At 62.7% G+C, this 24630-nt stretch carries 23 protein-coding genes; 19 read left to right on the top strand and 4 right to left on the bottom strand.

What is annotated here, in order from left to right:
- Positions 1-51 precede the first annotated feature (51 nt).
- The 5 genes from J2X35_RS06535 (at position 52) to J2X35_RS06515 (ending at position 4069) form a co-directional block, all read left to right on the top strand.
- A complete protein-coding gene (locus J2X35_RS06535; protein ID WP_310183119.1) occupies positions 52-690 on the top strand; it encodes an SGNH/GDSL hydrolase family protein in 639 nt (212 codons plus the stop codon).
- 14 nt (positions 691-704) lie between these two features.
- Complete coding sequence (lpdA, locus tag J2X35_RS06530) at positions 705-2168, top strand: dihydrolipoyl dehydrogenase (RefSeq protein ID WP_310183116.1); 1464 nt, start codon at positions 705-707, stop codon at positions 2166-2168.
- A 91-nt stretch (positions 2169-2259) separates the two neighbouring features.
- A complete protein-coding gene (locus J2X35_RS06525) occupies positions 2260-2517 on the top strand; it encodes a GlsB/YeaQ/YmgE family stress response membrane protein (RefSeq protein ID WP_056109794.1) in 258 nt (85 codons plus the stop codon).
- Positions 2518-2643: 126 nt separating this feature from the next.
- Positions 2644-3609 carry a lipoyl synthase gene (gene lipA, locus J2X35_RS06520; RefSeq protein ID WP_056109793.1) on the top strand — a complete coding sequence of 322 codons (966 nt, stop codon included), beginning with the start codon at positions 2644-2646 and terminating at the stop codon, positions 3607-3609.
- A gap of 7 nt (positions 3610-3616) precedes the next feature.
- Positions 3617-4069: a type II toxin-antitoxin system RatA family toxin gene (locus J2X35_RS06515; RefSeq protein ID WP_056109792.1), complete on the top strand. Its 453-nt coding sequence runs from the start codon at positions 3617-3619 to the stop codon at positions 4067-4069.
- 46 nt (positions 4070-4115) lie between these two features.
- Here J2X35_RS06515 and J2X35_RS06510 read toward each other — a convergent pair whose 3' ends face one another.
- On the bottom strand, positions 4116-4637 hold the full coding sequence (locus J2X35_RS06510) for a CinA family protein (RefSeq protein ID WP_056109789.1): 522 nt from the start codon (positions 4635-4637) through the stop codon (positions 4116-4118).
- Positions 4634-5854 (bottom strand): bifunctional 2-C-methyl-D-erythritol 4-phosphate cytidylyltransferase/2-C-methyl-D-erythritol 2,4-cyclodiphosphate synthase, encoded by a 1221-nt coding sequence (locus J2X35_RS06505; RefSeq protein WP_310183111.1) that lies wholly within the window; start codon positions 5852-5854, stop codon positions 4634-4636. Before J2X35_RS06505 ends, J2X35_RS06510 begins: the two co-directional genes overlap by 4 nt.
- A 140-nt stretch (positions 5855-5994) precedes the next feature.
- On the opposite strand from J2X35_RS06505, the gene dusB reads away from it, so the two are divergent.
- From dusB to hflX, 8 genes are all read left to right on the top strand, one after another.
- A complete protein-coding gene (gene dusB / locus J2X35_RS06500) occupies positions 5995-7020 on the top strand; it encodes a tRNA dihydrouridine synthase DusB (protein ID WP_310183109.1) in 1026 nt (341 codons plus the stop codon).
- A 5-nt stretch (positions 7021-7025) separates the two neighbouring features.
- Positions 7026-8156, top strand: coding sequence for a nitrogen regulation protein NR(II) (locus J2X35_RS06495; protein ID WP_405023197.1), 1131 nt, complete (start codon positions 7026-7028; stop codon positions 8154-8156).
- Positions 8153-9613, top strand: a complete 1461-nt coding sequence (ntrC, locus tag J2X35_RS06490) for a nitrogen regulation protein NR(I) (protein WP_310183107.1) — start codon at positions 8153-8155, stop codon at positions 9611-9613. The genes J2X35_RS06495 and ntrC overlap by 4 nt, the downstream gene beginning before the upstream one ends.
- 116 nt (positions 9614-9729) lie before the next feature.
- A complete protein-coding gene (locus J2X35_RS06485) occupies positions 9730-12006 on the top strand; it encodes a PAS domain-containing sensor histidine kinase (protein WP_056109780.1) in 2277 nt (758 codons plus the stop codon).
- Positions 11996-13357: a sigma-54 dependent transcriptional regulator gene (locus J2X35_RS06480; RefSeq protein ID WP_056109779.1), complete on the top strand. Its 1362-nt coding sequence runs from the start codon at positions 11996-11998 to the stop codon at positions 13355-13357. Before J2X35_RS06485 ends, J2X35_RS06480 begins: the two co-directional genes overlap by 11 nt.
- 104 nt (positions 13358-13461) lie before the next feature.
- Positions 13462-14322 (top strand): D-amino-acid transaminase, encoded by an 861-nt coding sequence (locus J2X35_RS06475; protein ID WP_056109776.1) that lies wholly within the window; start codon positions 13462-13464, stop codon positions 14320-14322.
- A 106-nt stretch (positions 14323-14428) separates the two neighbouring features.
- On the top strand, positions 14429-14674 hold the full coding sequence (gene hfq, locus J2X35_RS06470; protein ID WP_018428055.1) for an RNA chaperone Hfq: 246 nt from the start codon (positions 14429-14431) through the stop codon (positions 14672-14674).
- Entirely contained in the window at positions 14675-16060 is a 1386-nt protein-coding gene (hflX, locus tag J2X35_RS06465) for a GTPase HflX (RefSeq protein WP_405023183.1), read from the top strand.
- Between the two features lie 3 nt (positions 16061-16063).
- Here hflX and mazG read toward each other — a convergent pair whose 3' ends face one another.
- Together mazG and J2X35_RS06455 are read right to left on the bottom strand one after the other, a co-directional pair.
- A complete protein-coding gene (gene mazG, locus J2X35_RS06460; RefSeq protein WP_310183095.1) occupies positions 16064-16903 on the bottom strand; it encodes a nucleoside triphosphate pyrophosphohydrolase in 840 nt (279 codons plus the stop codon).
- Positions 16904-16989: 86 nt separating this feature from the next.
- Positions 16990-18174, bottom strand: a complete 1185-nt coding sequence (locus J2X35_RS06455) for an amino acid aminotransferase (protein ID WP_310183093.1) — start codon at positions 18172-18174, stop codon at positions 16990-16992.
- 231 nt (positions 18175-18405) lie between these two features.
- Here J2X35_RS06455 and J2X35_RS06450 point away from each other — a divergent pair, with 231 nt between their 5' ends.
- From J2X35_RS06450 to J2X35_RS06425, 6 genes are all read left to right on the top strand, one after another.
- Complete coding sequence (locus tag J2X35_RS06450) at positions 18406-18549, top strand: hypothetical protein (RefSeq protein ID WP_156459789.1); 144 nt, start codon at positions 18406-18408, stop codon at positions 18547-18549.
- A 69-nt stretch (positions 18550-18618) separates the two neighbouring features.
- Positions 18619-19572: an LLM class flavin-dependent oxidoreductase gene (locus tag J2X35_RS06445; RefSeq protein WP_310183091.1), complete on the top strand. Its 954-nt coding sequence runs from the start codon at positions 18619-18621 to the stop codon at positions 19570-19572.
- Positions 19573-20021: 449 nt separating this feature from the next.
- Entirely contained in the window at positions 20022-21860 is a 1839-nt protein-coding gene (locus J2X35_RS06440; RefSeq protein ID WP_310183748.1) for a TRAP transporter large permease subunit, read from the top strand.
- Between the two features lie 32 nt (positions 21861-21892).
- Positions 21893-22909: a TRAP transporter substrate-binding protein gene (locus J2X35_RS06435; protein WP_056109767.1), complete on the top strand. Its 1017-nt coding sequence runs from the start codon at positions 21893-21895 to the stop codon at positions 22907-22909.
- A gap of 63 nt (positions 22910-22972) precedes the next feature.
- Positions 22973-23776, top strand: coding sequence for a glucose 1-dehydrogenase (locus J2X35_RS06430; RefSeq protein ID WP_310183087.1), 804 nt, complete (start codon positions 22973-22975; stop codon positions 23774-23776).
- 3 nt (positions 23777-23779) lie between these two features.
- The gene (locus J2X35_RS06425) at positions 23780-24628 is read left to right on the top strand and encodes an IclR family transcriptional regulator (protein WP_310183085.1); all 849 of its coding nucleotides are present in this window, start codon (positions 23780-23782) and stop codon (positions 24626-24628) included.
- Positions 24629-24630 lie beyond the last annotated feature (2 nt).

Here is a 24630-nt window from a genome sequence, read left to right as displayed (position 1 = left end):
TGTTTCCGGCGGCCTCCACTCCCGTTCCTGACGGAATTACGGAGAGCATGCGTGAAGACGATCCTCTGTTTCGGCGATTCCCTCACCTGGGGTCATGATGCCGCCGGTCAGTGCCGGCATCCGTTCGACGACCGCTGGCCGAATGCGCTGCAGGCGGCGCTCGGCGGCGGTGTCCACGTCATCGCCGAAGGGCTTGGCGGGCGCACGACGGCATTTGACGATTACACGGCGGCCGAGGACCGCAATGGCGCGCGCGTGCTGCCGACCCTTCTCGGCTCCCATTCGCCGCTCGACCTGGTGATCATCCTGCTCGGCACCAACGACATGAAGCCGGCCATCCATGGCGACCCGATCGCGGCGCAGCGCGGTGTGTGGCGGCTGGTGCAGATCGTCCGCAACCATCCTTATCAGATGGGGGCGACGACGCCGGGCGTGCTGCTGGTCTCGCCGCCGCTGATGAACCGCATCGACGACCCGAGGCTGCCGGGCGTGTACGCAGCCAGCAACCAGGCGTCTCGGGCGCTGGCCAGCCTTTACGCCGATCTGGCGCAGGTGGAGGGCTGCAGTTTCTTCGACGCCGCCACTGTTGCCACGCCAAGCCCGGTGGACGGTGTGCACCTCGACGCAGAAAACACCCGCAAGATCGGTCAGGCTCTGGCGCCGCTGGCGCGCAGGATGCTGGACCTTTGAACAAGGAGACACCCGTGGCTGACACCTACGACGTCATCATCATCGGTTCCGGACCGGGCGGCTACATCGCCGCCATCCGGGCCGCGCAGCTCGGGCTCAAGACGGCGATCGTGGAGCGCGAGCATCTGGCCGGCATCTGCTCGAACTGGGGCTGCATCCCGACCAAGGCGCTGCTGCGCTCGGCGGAAATCCTGCACTATGCCGAGCACGGCAAGGACTACGGCCTCAAGATCGAAGGCAAGATCGCGGCAGACATCAAGGCGGTCGTGGCGCGGTCGCGCGGCATCGCCGAGCGCATGAATGGCGGCGTCGGCTTCCTGATGAAGAAGAACAAGGTCGACGTCATCTGGGGCGAGGCCAAGCTGACCAAGGCCGGCAAGGATGGCGGGCCGGGCGAGATCGTCGTGTCCAAGACGGCCAAGAAGCCGATGCAACCGCAGGCGCCGCTGCCCAAGAATGCGCTGGGCGAGGGCACCTACAAGGCCAGGCATATCATCGTGGCGACCGGCGCGCGGCCGCGCGCGCTGCCCGGCATCGAGCCTGACGGGAAGCTGATCTGGTCTTATTTCGAGGCGCTGGTGCCGCAGGAGATGCCGAAGTCGCTGCTGGTCATGGGCTCCGGCGCTATCGGCATCGAGTTCGCCTCGTTCTACCGGACGCTTGGCGCGGAGGTGACGGTCGTCGAGGTGCTGCCGCAGGTGATGCCGGTCGAGGACAGCGAAATCGCGAAATTCGCACAGAAGCGATTCGAGAAGCAGGGCATGAAAATCCTGCTGGAAGCCAAGGTCACCAAGGTGGACAAGGCTGCCAACTCGGTCACAGCGCATATCCAGACCAAGGACGGCAAGACGCAGACCATAACGGCCGACCGCATGATCTCCGCCGTCGGCGTGCAGGGCAATATCGAGAACATCGGTCTCGAGGCGCTCGGCGTGAAGACGGATCGCGGCTGCATCGTCATCGACGGCTACGGCAAGACCAACGTCGCCGGCATCTATGCCATCGGCGACGTTGCCGGCCCGCCGATGCTGGCGCACAAGGCCGAACACGAGGCGGTGATCTGCATCGAAAAGATTGCCGGCCTGCCGAATGTGCATCCGATGGACAAGCTGAAGATACCGGGCTGCACCTATTGCAATCCGCAGGTGGCTTCCGTCGGCCTGACCGAGGCCAAGGCCAAGGAAGCAGGCCACGACATCCGCGTCGGGCGTTTCCCGTTCGTCGCCAATGGCAAGGCGATCGCGCTCGGCGAAGACCAGGGCATGGTGAAGACGGTTTTCGACAAGAAGACCGGCCAGCTTCTCGGTGCGCACATGGTGGGCGCCGAAGTCACCGAACTCATCCAGGGTTTCGTTGTCGCGATGAACCTCGAAACCACCGAGGAAGAATTGATGCATACGATCTTCCCGCATCCGACCCTGTCGGAAATGATGAAGGAAAGCGTGCTCGACGCCTACGGCCGGGCGTTGAATGCGTGACGGCTTGCACTTCGCGCGACATGGTGGAATCTAGGCGTGCGACGGATCAATCTCGGGGCTGATTTGCCCCATTCAGTGAGGAGCTGACAGCATGGACGTAAATGGCGTGGGTTGGATTGCGGCAATCATCGTCGGCGGGCTTGCCGGCTGGCTTGCCGAAATGGTCATGAAGAGCAACACCGGTGTCCTGATGAACATCATCATGGGCATCATAGGCGCGGTGCTTTTGAATGCGATCCTGGCGGCTCTCAACATGCAGAGCTTCGGCACCGGCTGGGTCGCCTATCTGATCACCGGTTTCATCGGCGCCTGCATCCTGATTTTCCTCGGCCGAGTCATCAGGCGCTAGAGGCTGAAGCGAGCCATGCGAAAAAGGCCGTCGGGGCATGCGCCGCGCCGGCCTTTTTCTTGACGGCGAAAAGTCCTAAATGGTGGTTGGCACCGCCGACTTGGCGCTGCCAGAACTTGGATTGACATGGTCACGGTACTAGACACGATCGCCAACCGACCCCGGCCGCGGCATCCCGAGAAGGCGCATCGGCCGGATCAGGAGGTCTTGCGCAAGCCGGACTGGATTCGCGTCAAGGCGCCGGTGTCGAAAGGCTATGCCGAAACGCGCGAGATCGTGAAGTCACACAATCTGGTGACGGTGTGCGAGGAAGCCGGCTGCCCCAACATCGGCGAGTGCTGGGAAAAGAAGCACGCGACCTTCATGATCATGGGCGAGATCTGCACCCGTGCCTGCGCGTTCTGCAATGTCGCCACCGGCATTCCAACCGCGCTCGATGCCGGCGAACCGGCCCGCGTCGCCCACGCCGTCAAGCAGATGGGCCTGACACATGTGGTCATCACCTCCGTCGATCGTGACGACCTTGCCGATGGCGGGGCGCAGCATTTCGCCGAGGTGATTCGCGCGATCCGCGCAGCGACCCCGGAAACGACCATCGAAATCCTGACGCCCGACTTCCTTCGCAAGGAAGGCGCGCTGGAGATCGTCGTGGCCGCCAAGCCGGATGTCTTCAACCACAATCTCGAAACGGTGCCGTCGAATTACCTGACCGTGCGGCCGGGCGCGCGCTACTTCCACTCGATCCGGCTGCTGCAGCGGGTGAAGGAGCTCGATCCGTCGATCTTCACCAAGTCCGGCATCATGGTCGGCCTCGGCGAGGAGCGGCACGAGGTGCTTCAGCTCATGGACGACCTTCGCTCAGCCAATGTCGATTTCATGACCATCGGCCAGTACCTGCAGCCGTCGAAGAAGCATCATCCGGTCATCCGCTTCATCCCGCCGGACGAGTTCAAATCGTATGAGACGGTCGGCCGCACCAAGGGCTTCCTGCTGGTCGCCTCCAGCCCGCTGACACGCTCGTCGCACCATGCCGGCGACGATTTCGCCCGGCTTCGCGCCGCGCGTGAGGCGCAGCTTCAGAAAAGCGCCTAGCCGGCTTATGCCGAAATACGAAGCCACCCGCCGCGTCGCCCACACGCCAGACCAGATGTTCGCGCTGGTCGCCGATGTGGAGAAGTATCCGCAATTCCTGCCGCTATGCGAATCGCTCACAGTCCGCTCGCGCAAGGAACGCGACGGCCGCACGATCCTCGTTGCCGATATGAGCATCGGCTACAAGGCGATCCGCGAGACCTTTACCACCCAGGTCCTGCTGAAACCCGACGAGCGTGTCATCGAGGTCAAATACATCGACGGGCCGTTCAAATACCTCACCAACATCTGGAGCTTCGAGCCGGCAAGCGACGGCTGCTTCGTGCGCTTCTTCATCGACTATGAATTCAAGAGCCGGATCCTGGCCGCCGTCATGGGCACGATGTTCGATCGCGCCTTCCGCATGTTCGCCGAGGCTTTCGAGAAACGGGCCGATGCGATCTATGGGGTTTCCGGTTAGGAATTCTCGCCTCGAGGCTGCCGACAACTTGTCCCTTGATGCACGGTCAGTCCTCGCCCAGCGCCTTCAATCCCATTTCCAGCGCATGACGCACGGTTTCGCGGCGGATGAAGTCGCGGCCGCGATTTTCGAACAGGCGTTTTTCCGTCGCCACCGGCTTGCCTTCGACCGCCAGGCCGAACCAGACCAGCCCCACCGGCTTGGTGGCGTTGCCGCCATCAGGCCCGGCAATGCCGGTTACCGCAAGCGCAATGCCGGCCCGCGAGCGGGCCAGCGCGCCTGTAGCCATTTCACCGGCCGTTTCGGAGGACACAGCGCCATGCGCTTCGAGGGTGGCGGGGAGCACGCCCAGCATGTCCATCTTGGCCTCGTTCGAATAGGTGACGAAACCCCGGTCCACCATTGAGGACGATCCCGGAATGTCGGTCATCGCCGCGATGATCAGGCCGCCGGTACAGCTTTCGGCCGTGGCGGCGAGAATCCCATGGTGGGAACATGCCTTCAGGAAACGGTCTGCGAGGGCGCCGATTTCCGTCTGCTTCACCTCTCCTGTGCCGGGCTCGCTCATGCGGGGACCTCTCCGGGATAGATCACGCTTGCGGTCGCGATGGCGGCGATGCCTTCCTCACGTCCGATAAAACCCAGTTTCTCGTTTGTGGTTGCCTTGACGGAGATGCGTTCGGGGGAAATTTCCAGCATCACGGCCATCGCCTGCGTCATCGCCTCGCGATGCGGGCCGATTTTCGGCGCTTCGCAGATGAGCGTTATGTCCGCATTGGCGATGCGGCCGCCTCGCGCCCGCACGATCCGGGCCGCGTGCTCGACGAACAGCCGCGACGCCGCACCCTTCCATTGCGGATCGGAAGGGGGGAAATGCGTGCCGATGTCGCCAGCGCCGCAAGTGGCAAGCAGCGCGTCCGTCAGTGCATGCAGCCCGACATCGGCATCCGAATGGCCCGACAGCTTTTTGCCGTGGGGAATTTCCACGCCGCAAAGCGTGACATGATCACCGGGTTCGAAGGAATGAACATCGTAGCCATTGCCGGTGCGGACATCGGGATAGCTGGAGCGTTCCGCCGCAAGCCGTTGATTTGCCATGTCGATATCCCGGGGCCAGGTGATCTTTATGTTGTCGGGCGAGCCGGCGACGATTTTCACCGGCATGCCGGCCCATTCGGCGATGGCGGCGTCGTCGGTGAAATCGCTCCGGCCAGCCGCATGGGCCTTTTCGTGCGCATCGAACAATGCAGGATAAGGAAAGCCTTGCGGGGTCTGGGCGGCGTGGAGACCGTCGCGGGGAACGGTCGCCTCGACCATGCCCGCGGGCGCGGATTTCAGCGTATCGGAAACGGGCAGGGCGGGCAGCGCGCCCGACTTTTCGCCGATGGCCGAAACGACGCGTCCGATCATCTGCGCATCGGCAAAGGGCCGGGCGGCATCGTGGACCAGAACCTGATCGGGCGGATCCTGTTGCAGCGCCTGCAAGCCGAGCCGCACGGAATCCTGGCGCGTCGGCCCGCCGGTCACGGCGGTGACCTGCCGCCATTGCGGCACCGCCGACCGGAACAGATCGATGTCATCGGCATGGATGACGGCGACCACGCTGGCGATTTGTGGGTGCGTCAGGAATGCATCGACCGCGCGGGCGATGACCGCCTTGCCGCCGATCTCGCGATACTGCTTGGGACCGGATGATTGGCCGGCGCGCTCGCCGCGGCCGGCAGCGACGATCACGACGCTCGTTTTCGGCGATTTTCGGTTAGAATGGTCGATCGCTGCTGTCATTTGGCAATGGCTTAGCCAGCGTTCAGGCTCAATGCCAGTATTTTCCCCAACAGCCTCAATCTTGCCGCCATTGCACGTTGCAGATACGAACAAACTTGGCTACATATTGGGCAAATGATGTACTTGCTTGGTTTTTGTGCATGTCTGCTTTGACGGATTTGGCCCTGCCGCTTCCTATCGGAAGCGCCGAAGCCGGTAACCGGGTCTTCCTTGCGCCGATGTCCGGGATAACCGATGAGCCGTTCCGCCGCCGCGCCCATGGGCACGGCGCGGGCCTTGTCGTGTCTGAAATGGTCGCCAGCGGCGAATTGGCGAAGGGCAGGGCGGGATTCAAGCTGCGCATCCGCCACAGCGGGCTACCCACCCATATGGTGCAGCTTGCCGGGCGCGAAGCCGCTCACATGGCCGAAGCCGCGCGCATCGCCGCGGGCGAAGGCGCCGATATCATCGACATTAATATGGGCTGCCCGGCCAAGAAGGTCACCGGGGGCTATGCAGGCTCGGCGCTGATGCGCGATCTCGACCACGCCATGACGCTGATCGATGCGGTGATCGATTCCGTCGCGGTGCCGGTGACGGTCAAGATGCGGCTGGGCTGGGATGATAGCGGGCTCAATGCGCCGCTGCTGGCGCGCCGCGCCGAGCAAGCAGGCGTGAAGATGGTGACGGTTCATGGCCGCACGCGCTGCCAGTTCTACCAAGGCAAGGCCGATTGGTCGGCCATCGCCCGCGTCAAGCAGGCGGTATCGATCCCGGTGGTGGCGAATGGCGATGTCCTTTGCGCGGCCGATGCGGCGGCAATCCTTCAGCAGTCGGGCGCAGACGCGGTGATGGTCGGGCGCGGCCACTATGGAGCGCCCTGGCTCGCGGGAAGCATTGCGGCGGAAGCGTCAGGTGCAAAGTGCGAAGACGTTCCCGAGGCTTCGGGAGCTTTGCGCGACTACGTCGTGTCCCACTACGAGGACATGCTCGCCCTGTACGGCATCGAAAGCGGCGTCCGGCAGGCGCGCAAGCATCTCGGCTGGTATCTCGACCGCCATGCGCCGGACACGTCGGCGGAACTGCGCAAGGAAATCCTGACCGGCCTCGATCCGAAATGCGTCATCACGGCGCTTGGTGAGGCGTTCCTGCGGGCGGCGGATGCAAATGTGCGGAGAGCGGCATGAAGACGATGGCAGAACAGCCGGGCGAGATGGCGGACGCCGCGCAGATCCTTCTCAATACCATCCGCAGGCCGGTCATCATGGTCGGGCCGGAAGGGCACATCACCTATGCCAATGCCGATGCCGAGGATTTTTTCCGCTCCAGCGCGACGATGCTGGCGCGCAACACGCTGACCAAGCTGATCCCCTTCGGCAGTCCGCTGCTGGCCTTGGTGGATCAGGTGCGTGAGCGGCGCACGCCGGTCAACGAATACCGCGTCGATATATCGTCGCCGCGCCTGGGTATCGAAAAAGTGGTCGATCTCTACGCCGCGCCGGTACCCGAATTTCCCGGCTCGGTCGTCGTGATGTTCCAGGAACGCTCGATGGCGGACAAGATCGACCGCCAGATGACGCATCGCGGCGCTGCCCGGTCGGTGACGGGGTTGGCGGCGATGCTGGCGCACGAGATCAAGAACCCGCTTTCCGGTATTCGCGGCGCCGCACAGTTGCTGGAGCTGTCGGCATCCGACGAAGACCGCGCGTTGACGCGGCTTATCACCGACGAGACGGACCGCATCGTGTCCCTGGTCGACCGCATGGAGGTGTTTTCGGACGAGCGGCCCATCGACCGCTATCCCGTCAACATCCATGTCGTCCTCGACCATGTAAAAGCTCTTGCCCGGAACGGATTCGCCAACCGGATCAAGATATTGGAGGACTATGATCCATCGTTGCCTCCGGTCTACGCCAACCGCGACCAGCTGATCCAGGTCTTCCTCAACCTGGTCAAGAACGCCGCGGAGGCGATCGGAAGCGACCCGCAGGGCGAAATCAGCCTGTCCACCGCCTTCCGGCCCGGCATCCGCATGGCGGTTCCGGGCACGCAGGATCGCGTCTCGCTGCCACTTGAGTTCTGCGTGCACGACAACGGCTCCGGTGTCGCTGATGACCTGCTGCCGATCCTGTTCGACCCCTTCATCACCACCAAGCCGAACGGTTCAGGACTCGGGCTGGCGCTGGTGGCGAAGATCGTCGGTGAGCATGGTGGAATCATCGAATGCGAGTCGACACCACGCGGCACGACATTCCGAATCCTGATGCCTGCCTGGCGTGAAGCCCCACCGGAAGCCAATTATGACGAAGGAGAGCGCATATGAGCGCCCGCGGCAATATTCTCGTGGCTGACGACGATGCGGCGATCCGCACTGTGCTCAACCAGGCCCTTTCGCGCGCCGGCCACGATGTGCGGGTAACCTCGAACGCTTCGACTCTATGGCGCTGGGTTGCGGCGGGCGAGGGCGACTTGGTGATCACCGATGTGGTTATGCCGGACGAAAACGCCTTCGATATGCTGCCGCGCATCAAGAAGGCGCGGCCGGAGCTGCCGGTCATCGTCATGAGCGCGCAAAACACATTCATGACGGCGATCCGAGCTTCCGAAACCGGCGCTTACGAATATCTGCCGAAGCCGTTTGACCTGACCGAGCTTCTCAACATCGTCAATCGCGCACTGGCGGAGCCGCGCCGCCCCAAGGTCGAAAGCCGGGCCGACGAGCAGCCGGAGACGATGCCGCTGGTCGGCCGTTCCGCCGCGATGCAGGACATCTACCGGATGCTGGCGCGCATGATGCAAACCGACCTGACCGTGATGATCAGCGGCGAATCGGGGACCGGCAAGGAACTCGTCGCGCGGGCGCTGCATGAATATGGCCGCCGCCGCGGCGGCCCGTTCGTGGCCATAAACATGGCGGCGATCCCGCGCGACCTGATCGAATCGGAGCTGTTCGGCCACGAGAAAGGCGCTTTCACCGGCGCGCAGAATCGCTCGACAGGTCGTTTTGAACAGGCAGAGGGCGGCACGCTGTTTCTCGACGAGATCGGCGACATGCCGATGGAAGCGCAGACCCGGCTGCTGCGCGTGTTGCAGCAGGGCGAATACACCACTGTCGGCGGTCGCACCCCGATCAAGACCGATGTGCGCATCGTGGCGGCGACCAACAAGGATTTACGCACGCTGATCAACCAGGGGCTTTTCCGCGAGGATTTGTTCTACCGCCTCAATGTCGTGCCGCTGCGGCTACCGGCCCTGCGCGAGCGTTCGGAGGACGTGCCGGATCTGGTGCGGCATTTCTTCAAGCTGGCGGCCAAGGAAGGCCTGCAAACAAAGCGCATTTCAACCGGCGGCATCGAGTTGATGAAGCGCTATCCGTGGCCCGGCAATGTGCGCGAACTGGAGAATCTCGTCCGCCGGCTGAGCGCTCTTTATGCTCAGGACGAGATTTCGCCCGAAATCATCGAAGCCGAGCTGAAAACCGGCGAAATGCCAGTGGTGCCCGGCGCGACCGTGTTGATCCCGGACGATCTGTCAGTCGGTCAGGCGGTCGAGCATTATCTGCAGCGCTATTTCGCCTCGTTCGGTGGCGATCTGCCGCCGGCCGGTCTCTACGAGCGCATTCTTGCCGAAGTCGAATATCCCCTGGTGCTGGCTTCGATGACGGCGACGCGCGGCAACCAGATCAAGGCGGCCGAGCTTCTTGGCCTGAACCGCAATACACTGCGCAAGAAGATCCGCGAACTGCGCGTCAACGTCTATAAATCTTCGCGTCAGGTTTGAGCCTTTTCACATTCGCGTGGAAAGCCAGCGAAACATTTTCGCTCACCGCCGATTTGTTGCATAATCGCCACAATGCGTTGCATAGATGCGACGCAGTTGTAGGTCTTAACGGCGACATGGCGATTCAAGCCCCCTCATTTACCGGCCCGCTTTTCCGCAAAAAGGCCAATCTCGACGCGCGGCGGCTGCTTGCCCTGCCGGGCGTGATCGCCATTTTGGGTGCGCTGCTGGCGGCGGCCGTGTCCTTTGCGATTCTGGTCGGCGTCACGCCGATCAAGCCGGACGAATCGACCACGCTGGCGCTTATCGGCCTGAACGCGGCCTTCATCGTTTCGCTGACAGCCCTTATCGGACGGGAAATCCACCGCATTCTGATGGCCCGCAAGGTCGGCAAGGCCGCCTCGCGCCTGCATGTGCGCATCGTCGCCATGTTTGCCCTGGTGGCGGCAATCCCGGCGATCATGGTAGCCATCATCGCGGCCGTCACGCTCAACATCGGGCTCGACCGCTGGTTCGAGATCCGGACCAAGACGATCATCAACTCGTCGCTGTCGATCGCCGACGCCTATGTTCAGGAAAATGGCCGCAATCTGCAAGGCACGACCATGTCGATGGCTTACGACCTCGATAATGCGCGGTCGCTCTACAGTCTCGATCGCGCGGGTTTCCTCGACCTGCTGAACAAGGAGACGATGGGGCGCGGGCTTGCCCATGCGGGACTGGTCAGGCCTGATGGTTCCTTCGTCATGAGCGCGCAGACCAATGCGGACTTCGCCATGCCGGAACCTCCGGAGGGCTCGATCCAGGAAGCGGAGAATGGACGCCCGCTTCTGATCGCGCCCGAGACCCGCAACATCATGGGAGCCATCATCAAGCTGAGGGAAATCGACGGGCTGTTCCTCTACACGATCCGCGTGGTCGATCCCGAAGTGATCAGGGCGCGCCAGATCGTCCGCGCCAATACGGATGAATATCGGGGCCTTGAAAGCAACCGCGCGACCTCGCAGGTGGCTTTCGCACTGCCTTATCTTTCGCTGACGCTGATTATCGTCCTGTCGGCAATCTGGACCGGCATCGCGGTCGCCGACCGGCTGGTGCGGCCCATACGCCAATTGATCGGCGCGGCGGACGAGGTGGCCACCGGCAATCTTGACGTGTCGGTTCCGGTTCGGCCATCCGACGGCGATGTCGCCTCGCTCGGCGATACGTTCAACAATATGCTTCTGGAGCTCAAATCCCAGCGCAACGAACTGCTCTCCGCCAAGGATCTGATCGACGAGCGCCGGCGCTTTTCCGAAGCGGTTCTGGCCGGCGTCACCGCGGGCGTCATCGGCGTCGATTCGTCCGGCATCGTGAGCATCGTCAACCGGTCGGCGGAAACCATGCTGGCGATTTCGGGGACGGCCGCGCTTGGTCAGAACCTGTCGGCCGTGCTGCCGCATGTCGGGCGGGTGTTCGAAATCGGCCGCAACTCGGGCAAGCCGGTCTATCGCGACCAGGTGACTTTCTACCGCGCCGGCGCTGAGCGGACCTTCAACGTCCAGATCACCATCGAGGAGGGCGAAGGCCACCTTGAGGAGAAATCCTATGTCGTTACGGTCGATGACATCACCGACCTCGTCCAGGCGCAGCGCTCGTCTGCCTGGGCGGACGTGGCGCGCCGCATTGCCCACGAAATCAAGAACCCGCTGACACCGATCCAGCTCTCGGCCGAGCGCATTCGCCGCCGTTTTGGCAAAGTCATCACCGAAGATCGCGAGATATTCGACCAATGTACGGACACAATTATCCGTCAGGTCGAGGATATCGGCCGCATGGTCGATGAATTCTCCGCTTTCGCGCGCATGCCGAAACCGGAGATGAAGTCGATCGACCTTCGCGAGCCTCTGCGCGAGGCATCCTTCCTGGTGGAGGTCAGCCGGTCGGACATAGCTTTCGAACGGGCATTTGGCGATGAACCGCTCAAGGGCACGTTTGACAGCCGGTTGCTGGCGCAGGCGTTCGGCAACCTTATCAAGAACGCGGCGGAGGCGATGGAGGGGGTCGACCGCAGCGACGGGTCGCACGGCGTCATCCGCATCCGCGCCGGCCGGCAGGACGGGGCGATGCGCGTCGACGTGATCGACAATGGCAAGGGACTGCCGCGTGAAAATCGCCAACGGCTGCTCGAGCCCTATATGACGACGCGGGAGAAAGGCACCGGCCTTGGTCTCGCCATCGTCAAGAAGATCGTCGAGGACCATGGCGGGCGGCTGGAACTTCACGATGCGCCTGCGGATTTCCATGGCGGCAGGGGCGCCATGATCAGCATCATCCTGCCGGCTTCCGCCGGAGCTGCGGCGGCGGGCGCAGCAAAGGAAAGACAAACTGAAAAGGTCGGTAATGGCTTCTGATATTCTCATTGTCGATGACGAGGAAGACATCCGCGAACTCGTCGCGGGCATATTGAGTGACGAGGGTCACGAAACGCGCACCGCCCACGATGCGGACAGTGCGCTGGCGACCATCGCCGACCGGGTGCCGAGGCTGGTCTTCCTGGATATCTGGCTGCAAGGATCGCGGCTGGATGGGCTGGCCCTCCTGGACGAGATCAAGACGCTCCATCCAAGCCTGCCTGTGGTGATGATTTCGGGCCATGGCAATATCGAGACCGCGGTTTCGGCGATCAGGCGCGGCGCCTACGACTTCATCGAAAAGCCGTTCAAGGCCGACAGGCTGATCCTTATTGCGGAACGGGCGCTTGAAACGTCGAAACTGCGGCGTGAAGTTTCCGACCTCAAGCAGCGCAGCGGCGAGACGTTCGACCTGATCGGCATGTCTTCGGCGATGAGCCAGTTGCGGCAGACGATCGAGCGCGTGGCGCCGACCAACAGCCGCATCATGATCATCGGCCCGTCGGGCTCGGGCAAGGAGCTGGCGGCGCGCGCCATTCATGCGCTTTCGACCCGCAAGAGCGGCCCGTTCGTTGCGCTTACAGCCGCCACGATCACGCCGGAGCGCATGGAGATCGAACTGTTCGGCACCGAATCGAACGGGACCGAGCGCAAGGTTGGCGCGCTGGAGGAGGCGCATCGCGGCATTCTCTACATCGATGAAGTCGCCGACATGCCACGCGAAACACAGAGCAAGATTCTGCGCGTACTGGTCGAGCAGCAATTCGAACGTGTGGGCGGCACCAAGCGGGTCAAGGTGGACGTGCGAATCATCTCGTCTACGTCGCAAAACCTCGAGGCCATGATCGCCGAGGGCCGGTTCCGCGAGGACCTCTACCACCGGCTGGCCGTTGTGCCGGTGATGGTGCCTGGCCTGTCGGAGCGGCGGGAAGACATTCCTTATCTCGTCGACAACTTCATGAAGCAGATTGCCCGCCAGTCGGGCATCAAGCCGCGCCGCATCGGCGATGATGCGATGGCCGTGCTGCAGGCGCACAACTGGCCGGGAAACGTCCGCCAGCTTCGCAACAATGTCGAGCGGCTGATGATCCTGGCGCGTGGCGACAATATCGACGCACCGATCACCGCTGACCTGCTGCCGTCGGAGATCGGCGACGTGATGCCACGAACACCCAACCAGTCGGACCAGCATATCATGGCCCTGCCGCTGCGCGAGGCGCGCGAACAGTTCGAGAAGGACTATCTCATCGCGCAGATCAACCGCTTTGGCGGCAACATTTCCAAGACGGCCGAATTCGTCGGCATGGAACGCTCCGCACTGCATCGGAAGCTGAAGTCGCTGGGGGTGTGAAAGTAGGCAGGAGGCAGGAGGACTTTGCTGTTGCGGTTTGTTCGATTCTGCTAGATGCAATCTCACTGCCGACTGCCGACTGCCGACTGCCTTGAGAGAGAACCATGCCACGCATCGCCTACGTCAATGGCAGTTATGTCGCCCACCGGGATGCCGCCGTCCACATCGAGGATCGCGGCTACCAATTCGCCGACGGCGTCTATGAGGTATGCGAGGTGGCGCGGGGCTTCATCGTCGACATGGGCCGCCATCTCGACCGGCTGAACCGCTCGCTGACAGAACTGTCCATCGACTGGCCGGTGCATCGCCGGGTGCTTCAAATCATCATCCGCGAAGTCGTCCAGCGCAACGGCGTCCATGATGGGCTGGTCTATGTGCAGGTCACCCGCGGTGTCGCCAGCCGGGATTTTCTGTTTCCCGAAGATGTGGCGTCCTCCCTGGTGGTGACGGCCAGGAAAGGCAACCCCGCACTGGCTGACAAGCGCGCCGCGACGGGAATCAAGGTCATCACCGTACCGGAAACCCGGTGGGATAGGGTCGATATCAAGAGCGTCGGCCTGTTGCCAAATGTGCTGGCCAAGCAGAAGGCGAAGGATGCCGGCGCGCAGGAAGCCTGGTTCGTGGATGCCGAGGGCATGGTCAAGGAGGGCGGTTCGTCGAATGCCTGGATCATCACCAGGGACAATGTCCTTGTGACCAGGCCGGCGGTGCACGGCATCCTGCGGGGCATCACCCGCACGACCTTGTTCGAGGTCGCCGAAAAGCTTGGCCTGAAGGTCGAGGAGCGCGGTTTTTCGGTCAAGGAAGCCAAGGCGGCGCGCGAAGCCTTCATAAGCTCGGCCACGACGATTTCACTGTCGGTGGTGGAAATCGACGGTCAGCCGGTCGCCGACGGCAAGCCCGGCTCGATCGCGCTTTCCTTGCGCAAGGCGCTTTTTGACGTTGCGGAAAAAACGCCGGCCTGATAACCGCAAAACGGTAGAAAAGCGGCAATGCATTTGCACCCTGGATTTTGCGTCTTATTTTGGCGCGTGGGTGCAAGTCCACGGGGATCGGCGAAAGATAAGAACAATGGCTGAACGATCGCAGAATCTTCAGGACCTTTTCCTGAATTCGGTTCGCAAGAGCAAAAATCCACTCACAATTTTCCTTATCAATGGCGTGAAGCTGACCGGAGTTGTCACTTCGTTCGACAATTTCTGCGTTTTGCTGCGGCGGGACGGTCACTCCCAGCTTGTCTACAAGCATGCCATTTCCACGATCATGCCGAGCCAGCCGGTTCAGATGTTCGATGGCGAGGAAAGCCAAGGCGGCTAGTTGCAAAAAGATACAGATGCGGGCCGCGGCACACGCGGCGCCAGCGGAACCGGCAACGGTGAAAAGGCCCGGACTCGGGCGCTTGTCATCGTTCCGGTGCTGAACCGCGCCACTCACGATGAAGATGACAGAAGCCGGCCAAGGCTTGCCCGTTCGGCACAGGCTCGCCTCGACGAGGCTGTCGGCCTGGCGCGCGCCATCGATCTCGATCCGGTCAACGTCAGCGTCGTGACCGTCAACGACCCACGCCCGGCGACTCTGCTCGGCAGCGGCAAGGTTGCCGAGTTCGCCGACATCGTGAAGGAAACCCACGCCGAGCTTGCGATCGTCGATCATCCGCTGACGCCGGTGCAGCAGCGCAATCTCGAAAAAGAACTGAACGTCAAGGTTCTCGACCGCACCGGCCTTATCCTGGAAATCTTCGGCGAACGGGCGCGCACCAAGGAAGGCACGTTGCAGGTCGAGCTTGCGCATTTGAACTACCAGAAGGGCCGGCTCGTTCGCAGCTGGACCCACCTTGAGCGGCAGCGCGGTGGCGCGGGATTCCTCGGCGGCCCCGGCGAAACGCAGATCGAAGCCGACCGCCGCGTCCTGCAGGACAAGATCGTCAAGCTGAAGCGTGAACTCGAGACCGTACGGCGCACGCGCGATCTGCATCGCGCCAAGCGCCGGAAGGTGCCGTTCCCGGTCGTGGCGATTGTCGGCTACACCAATGCCGGCAAGTCTACCCTCTTCAACCGGCTGACCGGGGCAGGGGTGCTTGCGGAGGACATGCTGTTCGCCACGCTCGACCCGACATTGCGGCGATTGCGCCTGCCACATGGCACGCCGGTGATCCTGTCCGATACGGTCGGCTTCATTTCCGACTTGCCGACACATCTGGTGGCCGCTTTCCGGGCAACGCTTGAAGAGGTGGTGGAAGCCGATCTGGTCTTGCATCTGCGCGATATTTCAGATCCCGACACGGCAGCGCAGGCCGAGGATGTCGAGCGCATCCTCGCCGATCTCGGTGTCGATGTCGGCGACGGCGACCGAGTTGTTGAAGTTTGGAACAAGATCGATCAGATCGATGCGGGCAGCCGCGAACGGTTGCTGGAAACAGGCAACGAGCCGGGCAAGTCGCCGGTCGCGATCTCGGCGATTACCGGGGAGGGGCTCGATGCGCTGATGGCCTTGATCGAGACCCGCGTGTCAGGCGAATTGCGGTCCGTCGAGATCACGCTGGCGCTGGCGCAGATGCGTTTCCTCGACTGGATCTACCGCAACAGCGAGGTCGTGACGCGCACCGACAATGACGATGGCAGCGTCTCGCTGTCGCTGAAGGTGACGGATACCGCGCGCGAGGAAATCGACGGCAGGCTTTCCGGGCGCAAAGGCGGCGTTTAGACGCTATCCGTCCGTCTGCTTTTCCGCCCGTTTGACCTCCCGCCAGAGTTCTTCCATCTCTTCGAGGCTTGCTTCGTCCAATGACCTGCCGGTGGTTTCCAGCATCTGTTCGACCTGGTGGAAGCGGCGGCGGAATTTTTCGTTGGTGCCGCTGATCGCGGCTTCCGAATCGATATTCAGATGACGGCCGAGATTGACGAGCGCAAACAGCACGTCGCCGAATTCGCCCTTGATCGACGCCGTATCTCCCGCGGCAAGCGCCTCCCGCAGTTCGCCGATCTCCTCCTCGATCTTGTCGAAAATCGGCGCGGCCTCGCCCCAGTCGAAACCGACGCGGGCGGCTCGCTCCTGCAGCTTGAGGGCGCGGGTCAGTGATGGCAGCGCCACCGGGACACCATCGAGGAAGCCTTTGCCGTGGTCCTCAGGATCGAGGCCCTGGGCAATGCGCGACTGACGCTTTTCAGCCTTTTCCTCCGCCTTGATCTTTTCCCACATGCCCTTGGCCATACCGGCGCTGCGGGCTTCCGCATCGCCGAAAACATGCGGGTGGCGGCGGATCATCTTTTTGGTGATGGCTTCGACGACATCGCCGAAGGCAAACCGGCCTTCATCCTCGGCCATCTGCGCGTGATAGACCACCTGCAGCAGCAGGTCGCCAAGTTCGTCACGGAGGTCGTCAAAGTCACCGCGTGCGATGGCGTCGGCCACCTCATAGGCTTCCTCGATCGTGTAGGGCGCTATGGTCTGGAAATTCTGCTCGATATCCCACGGGCAACCCGTTACCGGCGCGCGCAAGGCGGCCATGATCTCGATCAGCCGCGAAATATCCTGGGAGGGTTTCATGGGCGGATGCTACAGCGCCCGCGGGCGCCGAGCCAATGGCGGGAGCGTCGCGCCCGCCATTGTCCACAGGCGCAGCCAGTCCACCCTCAGTCGAGAACCGAGACGATCGCCTTGGCCAGCTCGTCCAATCCGTTTTCCGGCAGGCCGGCGACGTTGATGCGGCTGTCGCCCACCATATAGATGCCGTGTTCGGCACGCAGGCGCTCCACCTGTGCTTCGGTGAGGCCAAGGCGGGAGAACATGCCCCGGTGGTCGGCGACAAAGTCGAAGCGGTCGGAGTTCGACTGCCGGCGCAGCGCCTCGGCGAAGCGGATGCGCAGGTCCAGCATACGCTGGCGCATTTCCTCAAGTTCGTTTTCCCAGTCGGCGCGCAGGTCCGGATCTTCCAGCACGATGCGGACGACCGCCGCGCCATGATCCGGCGGCATCGAATACATGGTGCGCGCGACCGACAGAAGCTGGCTGGCGGCGACATCGGCCTGGGCGCTGTCCTTCGCCATCAGGATCGCAGCGCCGACGCGGTCGCGGTAAACGGCGAAATTCTTGGAGCAGCTCGCCGCGACGATCATTTCCGGAGCTTTCGCCGCAACCGAGCGCACGCCGACAGCATCGGCCTCGAGACCTTCGCCGAAACCCTGATAGGCGATGTCGATGAACGGCATCAAACCTTTTTCCACGACCAGATCAGTGACGGCCTGCCATTGCGCCGGCGTAAGGTTGGCGCCGGTCGGGTTGTGGCAGCAGCCGTGCAGCAGGACCGTGTCGCCAGCCTCCGCCTTCTGCAGCGCCGCCATCATCTCTTCAAAGCGCACCGTTCCGGATGCGGGGTCGAAATAAGGATAGTCGCGCGTCTCAAGTCCCGCCTCGCGCATGATCGGCATGTGGTTCGGCCATGTCGGGTTCGAGACCCAGACCTTCGTGCCGGGTCTGGCGCGGTTGAGCAGTTCCGCGGCAAGCCGCAAGGCGCCCGAACCGCCCGGCGCCTGCGCGGCGCGGATGCGGCTCGAATCGGCCGCCGGTCCGAAGACCAGCGCGGCCATGGCGCTGTTGAACGCCGTATCGCCGGCGAGGCCGAGATACGTCTTGGTTTCCTGCGTTTCCAGCAACCGCTTTTCCGCTTCGCGCACGGCCCGCATCACCGGCGTGCGGCCGGCGCTGTCCTTGTAGACGCCGACGCCGAGATCGACTTTGTCGGCGCGGGGGTCGGCTCGGTAAAGGCCGATAAGAGCAAGGATTTTATCGGCTGGGGCGGGCTGGAGATGATCGAGCATGAAGGCTGTTCCTTTGACGCGGCGGAGTGATACGCAAAAAGCACAGTCTTCGCCAGTGCTTTCGCGACTGCGCCCGCATGCGCGGCGCGTTTCAAATGGTTTGCCAACCGCTTCAGGAATGAACTTCTACAGGGGCCTGCCCCCGCAGAACATCTTCCCAAGGATCGTTCGAAAATAGCAATCGACAAAGTCTAGTGATTTTATAGACTATTTCTCGATCGGAGAGCGACCATGGCTTTTACGCGGATTGAGACGACGATGAGGAAGACCCATTCCGGCAGGGTGGCGACTCGGCCCGGCGCAGCCGGGGCCTATGCCTTCTTCGTATTGTCGTTCGGCTTCGCGGCTGCCTTGGTGTTCGGGCTGATTGCCTGAACGGCCATCTTCGATCAATTCCCCAGGAGACGACCCAGCAGTCCTTACTTCAAACGAAGGAGAGATCCGATGAATGTCGAGTTCACTTTCGTGCCTGGTATCGATGCAAGAAGCTTTGCGGCAAACAACCAGGGCTCGCCCGTTGGACGGAACGAGAGCCTGCCGGCATCTTTGGCTTTGGCGGAATCGCTTGGCTTCAGCGGTTTTGTGATCGGCGGAGAGACTGGTGATATAGCCGAAGGCGCGTCGGATGATGCCATGCCGTTCGGCGAGCAATTGAATGTCCTTCTCACCCACCGTGTCAGCCGGTTGTCGCCGATATTGGCTGCGCGCCAACTGGGCGCTTTGCAGGCACGGTTTGGCGGCAGGCTCGGATTGCGCCTGCTGCCGGATTTCTCGGGCGAGGCGACAGGTGAGGACCGGCCCCGCTCTGGCCACGCCGCTTCGTGGCGGCAGGCGGACGAGTATGTGACCTTGCTCAAGCGGCTGTGGGCGAACGAGCGGCCGTTCGACCACGAGGGGCTGTTCTACAGCCTGCGCGGCGCATTCGTTCCCAACAGAGCGTCCCACGCCCTGCCGGTGCGCATGAAGGCGCTTTCGGGCACGGCGCTGAAAGTGGCTGCCCGCCATGCCGACACGATCGAGCTTGCCGGCGGTTCGCCACAAGATGTGCGGGTGCTGGTGGCGCGGGCGCGGGCCACGGCGGCGGAGTTTGGGCGGCAGCACAAGATGCAGTTTGCCTTGCCGCTGCAACTGCCGCAACGCCTCGCCGAGGGCGCCAAGGCTGGGGATGCGGTAAGCCTGTCGGATTTTTCGGCGCGGACCTCATTGTTGCTGATGGACTACGTTCAGTCCGGCGTGACTGAATTCATGGTCCACGGTACGGACGACCGCGTCGCTCTTCATACCTTCAGCGACAGGGTGCTTCCCGTGGTTCGCAATTCGGCAGCGCGTCTCGAAGACAGTTCATGGAACTCGACAGGCGCTCGCGCTTCCGACACGCGACGCTTGAGCTATTTCTGAGCTCAAGGAGGGCGGGCGGCGGAATTTTCTCTCCCGCCCTCGTCCGTCTTCTGGCGCCGGGGGTCCGGTTCGACCTTTCCGCCTATGCCAGGACATTCTTCCAGCCGGCCACCTATGATTGTTCATAGGCGGCCGGCCTTTGTCTTGCCGTGGATAGACCTGCCCGGATCCGAATAATCCGCCGCGCATATCGTCTTATTCCCGCAGGCTCTTAAAATCATCGTTCCACATCGTCGTGGCATCGATTGTTCATTTTTTCTTGTTTCATACGGATTTTCATGGCAAGAAAGGCCACGTCAGCAAGATAGTTCCATATTATGGAACGACGTGCCGGGTTGGGAGGAGGAATTGTTCCGCTACGGAACATTCGCTGGCCGGGCGCCGAGAAAAAGCTGAACTGCTGGGAGGAAAGCTTGAGCACCACCGCCGCGGGAGAGGAGACTCTCACTATCGATACGATTTCCGAGGTCGTTGACGCACGGCCTGGATCGCGCTGGATGCGGCCGGTCGAGATCATTGCCGCCCTGTTGCTTGTCGGCGTCATCGGCCTGCTGCTGACCGGTGTCTTTTCGCGCTACGTCCTGCAATTGCCGATCGTGTGGATCGACGAGGCGGCGTCCATCTGCTTCCTCTGGCTGGCTATGCTGGGCGCGGCGATCGCCATCGACCGCAACGAACACATGCGGCTGACGCTTTTCCTCGGCATGTTTCCGCCACGCGTGCGTGAATATGTCGATACGCTGGCGCTGCTGATCGTGGCGACGGTCATCGGCGCGCTGATCTTTCCGGCCATCGAATATGTCGAGGAAGAATCCTACGTCACCTCGGCGGCCCTCAACATCCCGATGAGCTACCGCGAATCGGCGATCATCGCCGGTTTCGTGCTGATGCTCCTGCTGGCGGTGGGCCATGCGGTGCGCCGTTCCAGCGTGAAGAACCTGATCCTGGCCGCTCTGACCGTTGCTGCCCTAGGCGGGGTGGGCTGGCTGCTGACGCCGGTGTTCCTCGGCCTCGGCTATGTCAACATCGCCATATTCCTAGTCGGCGTGGTCGCCATCTGCCTGTTCCTCGGCGTTCCGATTGCTTTCTGCTTCGGCCTGGGCACCATCGCCTTCATCACCTTCTCGACCTCCGTGCCTCTGATCGTGCTGGTCGGCCGTATCGATGAGGGCATGTCCAGCCTGATCCTCTTGTCGGTTCCGATCTTCGTGCTGCTCGGCTGCGTCCTCGATGCGACCGGCATGGGCAAGGCCATCGTCGAATTCCTGGCGTCGCTGATCGGCCATGTGCGGGCCGGCATGTCGTATGTGCTTCTCGGTTCCATGTTCCTGGTTTCCGGCATTTCCGGCTCCAAGGTCTCCGATATGGCGACGGTGGCGCCGGCGCTGTTTCCGGAAATGAAGCGCCGCGGCCACAAGCCGAACGAGATGATCGCGTTGCTGGCGACCGGCGCGGCGATGGCCGACACGGTCCCGCCCTCCATCGTGCTGATCGTACTCGGCTCGGTGGCCGGCGTCTCCATCGCAGCCCTGTTCACCAGCGGCTTCGTCATCGCCATGGTGCTGCTGCTGATGCTGGTGGCGCTCGCCCGCTGGAAAGCCGGCCATGAGAAGATGGACGGCGTCAAGCGGGCGCCGTTCTCCGTCATCCGCACGACGCTGCTGATCGCAGCGCCGGCGCTGGTCCTGCCGTTTCTCATCCGCTCCGTCGTCGGGGGCGGCATTGCCACGGCGACCGAGGTTTCGACCATCGCGGTCGTCTACGCGATGATCATCGGCATGCTGCTCTATGGCGGCATCAGCTGGAAGAAGTTCTATTCCATGCTGGTCGAGACGGCGGCGCTGTCGGGGGCGATCCTGCTCATCCTCGGCACCGCGTCGGCGATGGCCTGGGCGCTGACGCAGACCGGCTTCGCCAATCAGCTGGCGCTATACATGACCGGACTGCCGGGCGGCTGGTTCTCGTTCATGCTGGTGTCGATCGCCGTCTTCATGCTGCTCGGCTGCGTGCTCGAGGGCCTGCCGGCGATCGTGCTGATGGCGCCGATCATGTTCCCGATCGCCCAGCGCATGGGCATCAACGAAATCCACTATTCCATGGTGGTGGTCACGGCCATGAACATCGGCCTGATGACGCCGCCCATCGGCATCGGCTTCTACATTGCCTGCAAGATCGGCGGCGTCTCGCCGGACGAGGCTGTCGGTGCGATCTGGCCGTATCTCGCGGCCCTTGTCGTCGGCCTTCTGGTGATTGCCGCCGTACCTGCGCTTTCCATCGCATATCTTTGAATTGCAATTAAAAAACATCAGGAGGAAATGACATGAATATCACTCGACGCAGTCTGGTTCTGGGCGCTGCCGCCGCCGTGCCGCTTGTTTCAACGATCCGGTATGCAGGGGCGCAGACCGCCGAGTTCAACTACAAGTTCGCCAACAATCTCGCCGTCAGCCACCCGCTGAACATCCGGGCGCAGGAAGCCGTCAAGAAAATCCAGGAAGAGACCAGCGGCCGCGTCGCGATCCAGATATTCCCGAGCAGCCAGCTCGGCGCCGACACCGACATGCTGAGCCAGATCCGCTCCGGCGGCGTCGAATTCTTTACGCTTTCGCCGCTCATTCTTTCGACGCTGGTCAAGAACGCCTCGATCAGCGGCATCGGCTTCGCCTTCCCGGACTACAAGTCCGTGTGGGCCGCGATGGATGGCGATCTCGGCAAATATGTGCGCGGCGAGATCGAGAAGTCGAACCTCGTCGTGCTGGACAAGATCTGGGACAATGGCTTCCGCCAGATCACCAGCTCGGTCGGTCCGATCGAAAAAGCCGCCGATTTGAAAGGCTTCAAGATCCGCGTGCCGGTCAGCCCGCTGTGGACCTCGATGTTCTCGGCGTTCGAATCGGCTCCGGCTTCGATCAACTTCGCCGAAGTCTATTCGGCCCTGCAGACCAAGATCGTCGACGGCCAGGAAAACCCGCTGGCGATCATCTCGACCTCCAAGCTCTACGAAGTGCAGCAGTTCTGCTCGATGACCAACCACATGTGGGATGGTTTCTGGTTCCTCGCCAACAAGCGCGCCTGGGAGCGGATGCCGGAAGACGTGCGCGGCATCGTCGCCAAGAACATCAACGAGGCCGGCGTGAACCAGCGCGCCGACGTCGAGAAGCTGAACTCGACGACGCAGGAGGATCTGGCTGCCAAGGGCATGAAAATCAACGCCACGGACCCGGCCTCCTTCCGCGACAAGCTCAAGGAAAAGGGCTTCTACGCCGAATGGAAGGGCAAGTTCGGCGACGAGGCCTGGGGCATTCTCGAAAAGGCCGTCGGCACGAGCCTCGGCTGATTTCAACGAACGCGGCGGGCGTCCAGGCGCCCGCCGCAAGTTTCCACACATTGGGCAAGCATTTTGGTCGATCGTCTCGCAGGCAAAACAGCGATTGTATTCGGTGCAGGTTCGTCGGGGCCCGGTTGGGGCAACGGCAAGGCCGCGGCGGTCGCCTATGCGCGCGAAGGCGCCAGGGTCGCATGTATAGACCTCGATCCGGCGGCGGCCGAGGAAACGGCGGGCATCATTGCCAGCGAAGGCAACGAGGCCGTGGCGCTGGCTGCTAACGTCACCGAACAAGCGTCAATCGACAGGGCGGTCGCAGCGACCATCGAGCGCTTCGGCGTCATCGACATCCTGCACAACAATGTCGGCGTCACCCATATGGGCGGTCCGGTCGAGCTGGACGAGAAGGCCTTTCAGGCGTCGCTCGACCTCAATATCGGTCCGGTCTACCGCACGTCGAAGGCGGTGATCCCGCACATGCTGGCGAAGGGCAGGGGCGCGATCATCAACATCTCATCGCTCGCGGCGATCCGTTACGTCGGCTATCCCTATTTCGCCTATTACGCGACCAAGGCGGCGGTGAACCAGGCCACAGTGGCGCTCGCCATGCAGTATGCGCGCCAGGGTATCCGCGCCAATTGCGTCATGCCCGGGCTCATCGATACCCCCCTGATCTACAAGCAGATTTCCTCCCAGTACGGCTCGGTCGAGGAAATGGTCGCCGCGCGCAACGCGATGGTGCCGGTCGGCCGTATGGGCACGGCCTGGGACATCGCCGCGGCCGCCGTGTTCCTGGCGTCCGAGGAGGCGCAATTCATCACCGGCGTATGCCTGCCCGTCGACGGCGGGCAGAGCTGCGCGGTGGCGGAGTTCGGCTGAGCCATGAACATCTCCCAGCCGCTCCGCGACATGACCGGTTCGCAAAGCGTCGACAGGGCGCTGGCGCTGCTCTCCATCGTCGGCCGTCACGCCGACCGGGGCGCTTCGCTTTCCGAACTCGTCGCCGAAACGGAGCTCAACAAGCCGACCGCGCGCCGGCTGCTGCTCGCGCTGATGCGGGCCGGCCTGATCGAACAGGACGAGGCGAGCCGCCTCTATTTCCTCGGCGAGGAAACCTTTGTCCTCGGCAGCCTTGCCTCGCGGCGTTACGGCCTGCTGCAACTGGCCATGGAAAGCCTTCAACGCCTGTCGAGGCGGACGGAGGACTCGTCCTTCCTGTCGGTGCCGCGCGGCACCAACTCCGTTTGCCTGTATCGCGAGGAAGGAACCTATCCGGTCCGTACCCATGCGCTGCAGGCCGGTTTCGAGCATCCGCTCGGCGTCGGCGCCGGATCGCTCGCCATGCTTTCCGAGCTGCCGGACGACGAAGTCGAAGCGATGCTGCAAGCCAATGAACGCACGCTTGCCGAGCATTATCCGATGCTCGCCGCGGACCGCATCCGGCAGGACGTCGCGGCCACGCGCGCCAACGGCTATTCGCTCAATCCCGGACTGATCTACGCCAATTCATGGGGCGTCGGCGTGGCGATCCGGAACGCTGAAGGCCGCCCGGTGGGTGCGCTTTCGGTGGCGGCGATCGACAATCGGTTGCAGCCGGCGCGGCAGCTGGAAATCGCCGGTTACCTCCGCGACGAGGCCCGGCGCGTCGAAGACAAGCTCGGACAGATGTTCGGAACACGAAACAATGCCGGCCCTCGCGGTAACGGCAAACAGACCAACAGGAGACCGTGACC

Source organism: Mesorhizobium sp. BE184, assembly GCF_031457045.1.
Taxonomy (GTDB): Bacteria; Pseudomonadota; Alphaproteobacteria; order Rhizobiales; family Rhizobiaceae; genus Mesorhizobium.
Note: the sequence above shows the minus strand (reverse complement) of the source record. Positions and strands in the feature narration are given on the sequence as shown.